Origin of the sequence: Actinomadura livida, from assembly GCF_014648675.1 — a bacterium.
GTDB classification, from domain to species: domain Bacteria; phylum Actinomycetota; class Actinomycetes; order Streptosporangiales; family Streptosporangiaceae; genus Spirillospora; species Spirillospora livida.
The window spans coordinates 190,195-196,891 of record NZ_BMRO01000009.1; the positions used below are offsets into that span (position 1 = coordinate 190,195).

Sequence of the window (6,697 nt, forward strand, 5' to 3'; positions counted from 1 at the left end):
ACCTAGTAAACCATCTTGTCTCGGCAGGGTGGCGGGAAGGGGAGCGCCCCGTTCCCCGCGAGGAGGGATCGCCGCCGTGGAGTTCGGTGCCGGTACGCCGCTGGAGGAGTTCCGTGGGCAGGTCCGCGCGTTCGTCGCGGCGCACGCCCCCGGTTTCAGGGTCAGGTCGGGGGTGCGCAGCCCGGAGAACGCCGCCGAGCTGGCGGAGCTCCAGCGCTGGACGGCCGACCTGTACGCCGCCGGCCATCTCGGCGCCGACTGGCCCGAGGAGTACGGCGGGGTGCCCGACCCCGACCCGCTGCGGCAGTTCGTGGTGGGGGAGGAGATCGCCCGGGCCCGCGCGCCGATGCCCGTGAGCGGCGGCTCACTGGCCGCGCACGCCCTGATCGAGTTCGGTTCGGACGAGCAGAAGCGGCGGTACCTGCCGCGGATCCGGTCCGGCGTGGACGTGTGGTGCCAGCTGTTCAGCGAGCCGGACGCGGGCAGCGACCTGGCGTCCCTGCGGACCACGGCGGTCCGGGACGGCGACGAATGGGTCGTCAACGGGCAGAAGGTCTGGACGACCAACGGGCACTGGGCGCGGTACGGCTACCTGCTGGCCCGGACCGACCCCGAGGCGCCCAAGCACAAGGGCATCAGCGCGTTCGTCCTGGACATGGGCCTGCCGGGGGTGCGAGTGCGCCCGCTGCGGGAGCTGACCGGCACCTCCGACTTCAATGAGGTCTTCTTCGACGACGTCCGGCTGCCCGCCGGGTCGCTCATCGGCGCGCCCGGGGCGGGCTGGCTGATCGCCAACACGTCGCTGGCCGAGGAGCGCAACGGCGTGGGGGTCTCGGTCGTGCAGCTTCAGATGGCCTGGCAGGACCTGGTCGACCTCGCCCGCGAGCTCGTCGTGGACGGCCGCCCCGCCCTGGACCTGGATGACGTGCGCCTGGACCTGGCCAGGTTCCGCGCCGAGGTCGACGCCTGCGCGCTGCTCGCCCACACCTCCATGGCCCAGTGGCGGGCGGGCAGGGAACGCGTGATCGACGCCCCGGCCACCAAGCTGGCGTTCAGCGAATTGAACCTGCGCATGGCGGAGTACGCCGTGTCGCTGCCCGGCGCCGCCGGCGTCCTCACCGAGGGCGATCCGGAGGCGGTCGCCGAGGGCCGCTGGCAGGACGCCTACCTGTACGCCCGCGCGTACACGATCGCCGGGGGCAGCTCGGAGATCATGCGCAACATCATCGCCGAGCGCGCCCTCGGCCTGCCCCGCGAACCCCGCTGACCCAGCCGTCCCGGCCCGTCCCACCCCGAAGGAGGACGCCGTGCACCTGTCCAGGCTCGCCGAGCGGCATCCCGCCAAGCCGGCCGTGATCGAGGCGGCCACCGGCAAGGTCACCACCTACCGAGAGCTGGACGAGGCGTCCCTGCGCCTCGCCCGGCTGCTGGCCGACCGCGGGCTCGAACCCGGTGACCACGCCGCGCTGCTCATGGACAACGGGGCCGGCTACTTCGTCGCCGCCTGGGCCTGCCAGCGGTCCGGCCTGTACTGGACGCCGGTCAACCACCACCTCACCGCCGGCGAGGCCGCCTACATCGTGCGCGACTGCGGCGCCCGCGCCCTGATCGCATCCGGTGGGCTGGGCGGCGCGGCGCGGGAGGTCGCGGACGGCTCCCCGGGCCTCACGGTGCGGCTGATCGACGGGGCCGTCGACCCGCCCGAGGGCTTCGGGAACCTCCGCGAGGCCACCGCGCCCTACCCCGCCGAGGAGCCGGAGGACGAGCGCGAGGGCTACTACATGTTCTACTCGTCCGGGACGACCGGGCGGCCCAAGGGCATCCTCCCCGAGCTGACCGGGGAGCCGTTCGGCACCGGGCGGAAGCTCGACCCGCTGCTGCCCGTGCTGTTCGGGTTCGGTCCCGACACCGTCTACCTGTGCCCGGCGCCGCTCTACCACGCCGCCCCCACGGGCTGGACGCTCGGCACGATGCGCCACGGCGGCACGGTCGTCCTCATGGACCGCTTCGACGCCGCGCGGACGCTGGAGCTCATCGAGCGGCACCGGGTGACGCACGCCCAGTTCGTGCCGACGATGCTCATCCGGATGCTGAAGCTCCCCGAGGACGTCCGCCCCCGCCACGACCTGTCGAGCCTGCGCACGGTCGTGCACGCCGCCGCGCCCTGCCCGGTCGAGATCAAGCGCCGGATCATCGAGTGGTTCGGGCCGATCGTGTACGAGTACTACTCCGGCAGCGAGGGCAACTGCTTCTTCCTCATCGACTCCCGCGACTGGCTCGCCCATCCCGGCTCGGTCGGGCGCCCCACGTTCGGCACGGCCCACGTCCTCGACGACGACGGCCGCGAGCTGCCCGCCGGGGAGGTCGGCACCGTCTGGTTCGAGGGCGCGCCGGCCTTCCGCTACCACAACGACCCGGACAAGACCGCCGGGGCCTACAACGACCGAGGCTGGAGCACCCTCGGCGACCTGGGCCGCCTGGACGGCGAGGGGTACCTGTACCTGGTGGACCGCCGGGCCGACCTGATCCTCAGCGGCGGCGTCAACGTCTACCCCCAGGAGATCGAGGACGTCCTCACCGTCCATCCGGCGGTCGCCGACGCGGCCGTGGTCGGGGCGCCCGACCCGGAGACGGGGCAGCGGGTGCGCGCCGTCGTCCAGCCCGCGGACCCGGCCGCCGCCGGCCCGGAACTCGCCGCCGAGCTGATCGCCCACTGCCGGGCCCGCCTGGCCGGCTACAAGTGCCCGCGCACCATCGAGTTCACCGGGGAACTGCCCCGGACGCCGACCGGCAAGCTGCTGCGCCGGCTGCTGCTGGACGCCCCCGCCGAGAAGGCCCGCTGACGAGGGTGTGCTACCGGCGCCTTGGCTGTTCACGACACTATAGGTAACCTAGTTACCCTTGTATGGGAGGACGACATGAAGCTGCGTCCCGGCCGGCAGCTCGCGAGCGCCGTCGACGGCACCAGGATGGTCGTGGTCCGCGCACCCGCCGAGGAGGTCGAGGTGACCTGCGGCGGCAGGCCCATGGTCGACGCCGCGGAGGCGCCCGCCCCCACCGCCGCCGACCCGGCGCGGCAGGACGGGACTCTGCTCGGCAAGCGCTACGCCGACGAGGCCCTCGGGATCGAGTTGCTGTGCACCAAGGCGGGCCAGGGCACCGTCGAGGTGAACGGCGCCGCGCTGCCCGTCAAGGAGGCCAAGCCGCTCCCCGCCTCGGACTGACCACTCCTCGCGACGACCTCGTTCCGATGACTTCGCCCTGACGACTTCGCCTCGACGGCACGGCCGACTGGAGCACGGATGAACGTGACGATGCTGCTGGAGATGGCGGCGGACGGCTTCGGCGACCGGGTCGTCACCGGGCCCCGGAGCGGGGGCCTGACCGCCTCCCGGCTGCGGGAGCTGGCCGCCGGCGCCGCCGGACGGGTGCGGGAGTCGGGCGCGGAGGCGGTCGTCCACCTCGCCGAGAACGGCCCCGCCTTCCCGGTGGCCTTCTTCGCGGCGGCCTTCGCGGGGGTCCCGCTCGTCCCGGTGAACTACCGGCTGGGCGAGGACCAGCTGGGGCGCCTGCTCGCCCACCATCCCAAGGCGTACGGCATCGCCGGTGAGGACCGGCATGAGGCCCTCCTCCAGGCGGGGCTCTCGGTACGCACCCCGGCAGACTTCCTCCAGGCCGCGGACGACGCTGCTGCACGGGGCGGTGCCGAGGAGGTGCAGGCCGACCCCGACGCCACCGCAGTGCTGATCTACACCAGCGGCACCACCTCAGAGCCCAAGGGCGTCGTGCTGCGCCACCACAACCTGACGTCCTACGTGCTGGGGACGGTGGAGTTCGCGGCCGCGGGCGAGGACGAGGCGGCCCTGATGAGCGTCCCGCCCTACCACATCGCCGCCGTGTCCAACGTGCTCACGAACCTGTACGCGGGGCGGCGCTGCCTCACGCTGCCCTCGTTCACCCCGGACGGGTGGCTGGACCTGGTGCGGGCCGAGGGCGTGACCAACGCGATGGTGGTCCCGACGATGCTCGCCCGGATCATGGACGCCCCCGGCCTGGACCGCTCGGTCCCGAGCCTGCGCGCCCTCGCCTACGGAGGCGCGAGGATGCCGCCGCGCGTCATCGAGCGGGCGCTGCGGGAATGGCCGCACGTCGACTTCGTCAACGCCTACGGCCTCACGGAGACCAGCTCCACCATCGCCGTGCTCGGCCCCGGCGACCACCGCGCCGCCCTCGTCGCGAAGGACCCCCGGTCGCGGGCGAGGCTGGGGTCGGCCGGGCGCCCCGTCCCGTCCGTCGAGCTGGAGATCCGCGACGAGGACGGCCGGGTGCTGCCGCCCGGGGAGAGCGGCCGGATCTGGGTGCGCGGCGAGCAGGTCTCCGGCGAGTACGCGGGGCACGGCCCGGCGGTCGACGGGCGCGGCTTCTTCGACACCCGGGACCGCGGCCGGCTCGACGACGGCTACCTGTTCGTCGAGGGCCGCGTCGACGACACCATCATCCGGGGCGGGGAGAACATCGCGCCCGCCGAGATCGAGGACGTCCTGCTCCGCCGTCCCGACGTGGCGGACGCGGCCGTCGTCGGCGTGCCCGACGACGAGTGGGGGCAGCGCGTCGAGGCGGTGGTCGTGCCCGTGGCCGGGGCCGTCCTCGACCCGGAGGAGCTGCGCGAGCACATCAGGGCACGGCTGCGCGGCTCCAAGACCCCCGACCGCATCGCCTGCTGGCCCGAGCTTCCCCGCACACCGACCGGCAAGGTCGTCAAACGGGACGTCGTCACCGGACTGACCGCAGCACCGGACTGACCGCCTCTCCGGGCCGGTCCGGCCGTCAGGGCGCCAATGCCCGCAGGTGCCGGCTCATCCGGTGCCGGGCCAGGCTGGCGTCGCCCGCCAGCACCGCGTCGGCGATCTTCTCGTGGACCGCGGCCGTCTCCGCCTCCGCCTCGGCGGGGACGCGGATCAGGCTGAGCTCCGCCAGCACCGCGGTGAACAGCGCCAGCAGCCGGTTGCGGCTCAGCCGCGCCAGCGCCGCGTGCACCTCCACGTGCGCGGCCGCGGGGCTGGACGAGGGTTCGAGCTCGCGGCCGAGCGCGGCCTTGAGGTCCGTGGTGTCGTCGTGCGGGGCGAGGGCGGCGGCCAGCTCGGTCGCCTTGAGCTCGACGGCCGTCCGGACCTCGAACACGTCGCCGGGCTCGACCCGCAGGTAGCGGAGGTACAGGGCGAGCGCGTCGACGACCCGGGCGGGGTCGGGGGCCTGGACGACGAGCCCGCCGCCGGGCCCCTGCCGCATGCGGGCGACGCCGTTGTGCTCCAGGATCCGCACGGCCTCCCGGAACACCGCCCGGCTCACGTCCAGCTGCTCGCACAGGCTCGCCTCGTTGCCCAGCACCTCGCCGGTGGGCCAGCCGCGGCGGCGGATCTCCTGCCGGACCAGCAGCGCCACCTTCTCCGGGAGCTTGCCGCCGATGGCGCCCATGACCTCGCCGGCGAGCTGCTCCGCCAGCGACTCGGCCGGCTCGCCGGCGGGCCGCGCGCTCCGCGCGGCCTGCGCCTCGCGCACCCGGTCCAGCCAGGCGCGCTCGCCTTCCAGCTGGCTGCGGACGCGCCGCTCGGCCTTGACCTCGTCCCCGGAGACGATCGCCTCCGCGATGGCCGGGAGCGCCCGGCGGCGGGCGCCGGCCGCCTTCTCGCCCAGCTTGTACCCGTCGACGGGGACGCCGGCGAGGGCGCCGGTCACCCGGGTGAGCGTCGGGATGAAGATCGAGAGCACCGGGTTGTGCGTCGCCTGCGCGATCGCGACGCTGAGGGGGCGGTCGACGCGGTCGTTGGCGGCCACGTCCCGCAGGTGCGCGATGTCCTCCTCGCCGATCCGCCGCGCGGCCAGCCGCGCGGCGAGCACCTCCAGGGTGCTGCGGGCCTCGTACAGCTCGCCGACCGACACGTCCGCGAAGTGGAAGAACGCGGCCACCGCCTCGGCGACGACCGCGCCGGCCGGGGCGCGCACCACGAGCCCGCCGCCGCGGCCGCGGCGCATCGCCGCCACCTGCTTGTACTCCAGGATGCTGATCGCCTCGCGCACCACGGCGCGGGAGACCCCGTAGCGCTCGATCAGCCGGGCCTCGGAGCCGATCGCCTCGCCGACCGGCCAGCCGCGCTCGACGATCTCGTCCTCGATGCGCCGGGCCACGTGCTCGGCGAGTTTGCGCCGGGGCGCGGCGGGGGGCGGGTGCGACGGCGCGGTCAACTGCGCCCTCCGGTCAGGTCGGGTACCTCGGCGGGGCGAACCGGATGAATCCTAGCGAGCATCTTGGCGGCCACACTTAAATATGCTACTAATTTCTCGTCGGAAGCGCGAGTCGCGAGTTGGGCCAGGTGGCCCGGCCCCGGTGTCCCGGTCGTTCCGCCTCAGGGCGAGCGTCGGAGACATTGCAGCTTCTCAGCTTGCGGCAGGTGTTCTACTGCCCGGCAGGAAGAGGTGGATCAGGTGGTCCCGGCGGTGGACGGCGCGCTCACGTCGCGCCACGATGGCCCGATTCGCAGCGAAACAGTCAACGAAATAGCTCTGATCACACTGAATCGGCCCGAGCGTCTCAACGCCTTCACGGCCGAGATGCGCGCGCTGTACCTGGCCGCGCTCGACCGCGCCGACCGCGACCCGGACGTCCGGGCGATCGTGGTGACGGGAGCCGGGCGGGCGT

6 protein-coding genes are annotated in these 6,697 nt (G+C 73.9%); 5 read left to right on the forward strand and 1 reads right to left on the reverse strand.

Features of this window, described 5'->3' with window-relative positions:
- Positions 1 to 76: 76 nt before the first annotated feature.
- The 4 genes from IEZ03_RS22540 to IEZ03_RS22555 all read left to right on the forward strand — a co-directional run bounded on the left by IEZ03_RS22540 (position 77) and on the right by IEZ03_RS22555 (position 4,802).
- The gene (locus IEZ03_RS22540) at positions 77 to 1,267 is read left to right on the forward strand and encodes an acyl-CoA dehydrogenase family protein (protein ID WP_184885795.1); all 1,191 of its coding nucleotides are present in this window, start codon (positions 77 to 79) and stop codon (positions 1,265 to 1,267) included.
- A gap of 40 nt (positions 1,268 to 1,307) precedes the next feature.
- A complete protein-coding gene (locus IEZ03_RS22545) occupies positions 1,308 to 2,843 on the forward strand; it encodes an acyl-CoA synthetase (protein ID WP_184885793.1) in 1,536 nt (511 codons plus the stop codon).
- A gap of 75 nt (positions 2,844 to 2,918) precedes the next feature.
- Positions 2,919 to 3,224, forward strand: a complete 306-nt coding sequence (locus tag IEZ03_RS22550; protein ID WP_184885791.1) for a hypothetical protein — start codon at positions 2,919 to 2,921, stop codon at positions 3,222 to 3,224.
- Between the two features lie 78 nt (positions 3,225 to 3,302).
- The gene (locus tag IEZ03_RS22555) at positions 3,303 to 4,802 is read left to right on the forward strand and encodes a class I adenylate-forming enzyme family protein (protein WP_184885789.1); all 1,500 of its coding nucleotides are present in this window, start codon (positions 3,303 to 3,305) and stop codon (positions 4,800 to 4,802) included.
- Between the two features lie 25 nt (positions 4,803 to 4,827).
- Here the strand turns inward: IEZ03_RS22555 and IEZ03_RS22560 are convergent, their stop codons facing one another.
- A complete protein-coding gene (locus tag IEZ03_RS22560; RefSeq protein ID WP_184885787.1) occupies positions 4,828 to 6,243 on the reverse strand; it encodes a FadR/GntR family transcriptional regulator in 1,416 nt (471 codons plus the stop codon).
- Positions 6,244 to 6,474: 231 nt separating this feature from the next.
- Here IEZ03_RS22560 and IEZ03_RS38080 point away from each other — a divergent pair.
- Positions 6,475 to 6,697, forward strand: a 223-nt coding sequence (locus tag IEZ03_RS38080; protein WP_229808492.1) for an enoyl-CoA hydratase-related protein, incomplete at its 3' end; no start/stop codon positions are given.